Genomic DNA, 619 nt, shown 5'->3' with positions numbered 1-619 from the left:
TTGTCCTGACTGTGGAGAGAAATTAACCTATTGCCATCCTGTATGGAGGAAAACCATCTCTACCCTAAAAGGGGAATTTAAAGTTATTAATCTTGGCTATCGCTGTGAAAATAATGGCTGTGAGAACAATACTGTTTATCGTTCTGCGGAGGCTGAGCAACTTAGTATGAAGCACATCACCTATGGCATGGATGTCATTGCCCACATTGGGCACTTGCGTTTCAAAGAACATAAAACCCGTTCAGAAATTGCCACCATCCTAGCTGAGAAGCAAGTGAAAATCTCAGAAAGGCAAGTTCAGAAACTGTACGAACGATATGCGTTACTTCTTCGTTCAGCGATTACAGAAAATATGAAAGAAACCTTAGAGGAAGTCGTGGAACAGAACAATGGATTAATCTTATCCATTGATGGCGTTCAACCTGAAAAAGGAAATGAAACGTTGTATGTTATTCGCGAGGTCTTAAGTGGCACCATCTTGGCAGCACATAATTTAAAGAGTAGCGCCTCTCAAGAGTTAATCGGAATTATTCAACCAATTCTTGATTGGGGTTACCCTATCCAAGGTTTCATCAGTGATGGTCAGCAGTCAATCCGTTTAGCAATCGAAAAGATAGCA

At 40.9% G+C, this 619-nt stretch carries 1 pseudogene; it reads left to right on the top strand.

The features are described 5' to 3' along the window. Positions 1-619, top strand: a pseudogene (locus ACTQ5K_RS25520) (transposase); the annotation flags it as partial.

Origin of the sequence: Niallia sp. Sow4_A1 (assembly GCF_052116745.1) — a bacterium.
GTDB classification, from domain to species: domain Bacteria; phylum Bacillota; class Bacilli; order Bacillales; family Cytobacillaceae; genus Niallia; species Niallia hominis.
The sequence above is the reverse complement of the archived record's forward strand: the minus strand, read 5'-3'. Positions and strand labels throughout refer to the sequence as shown.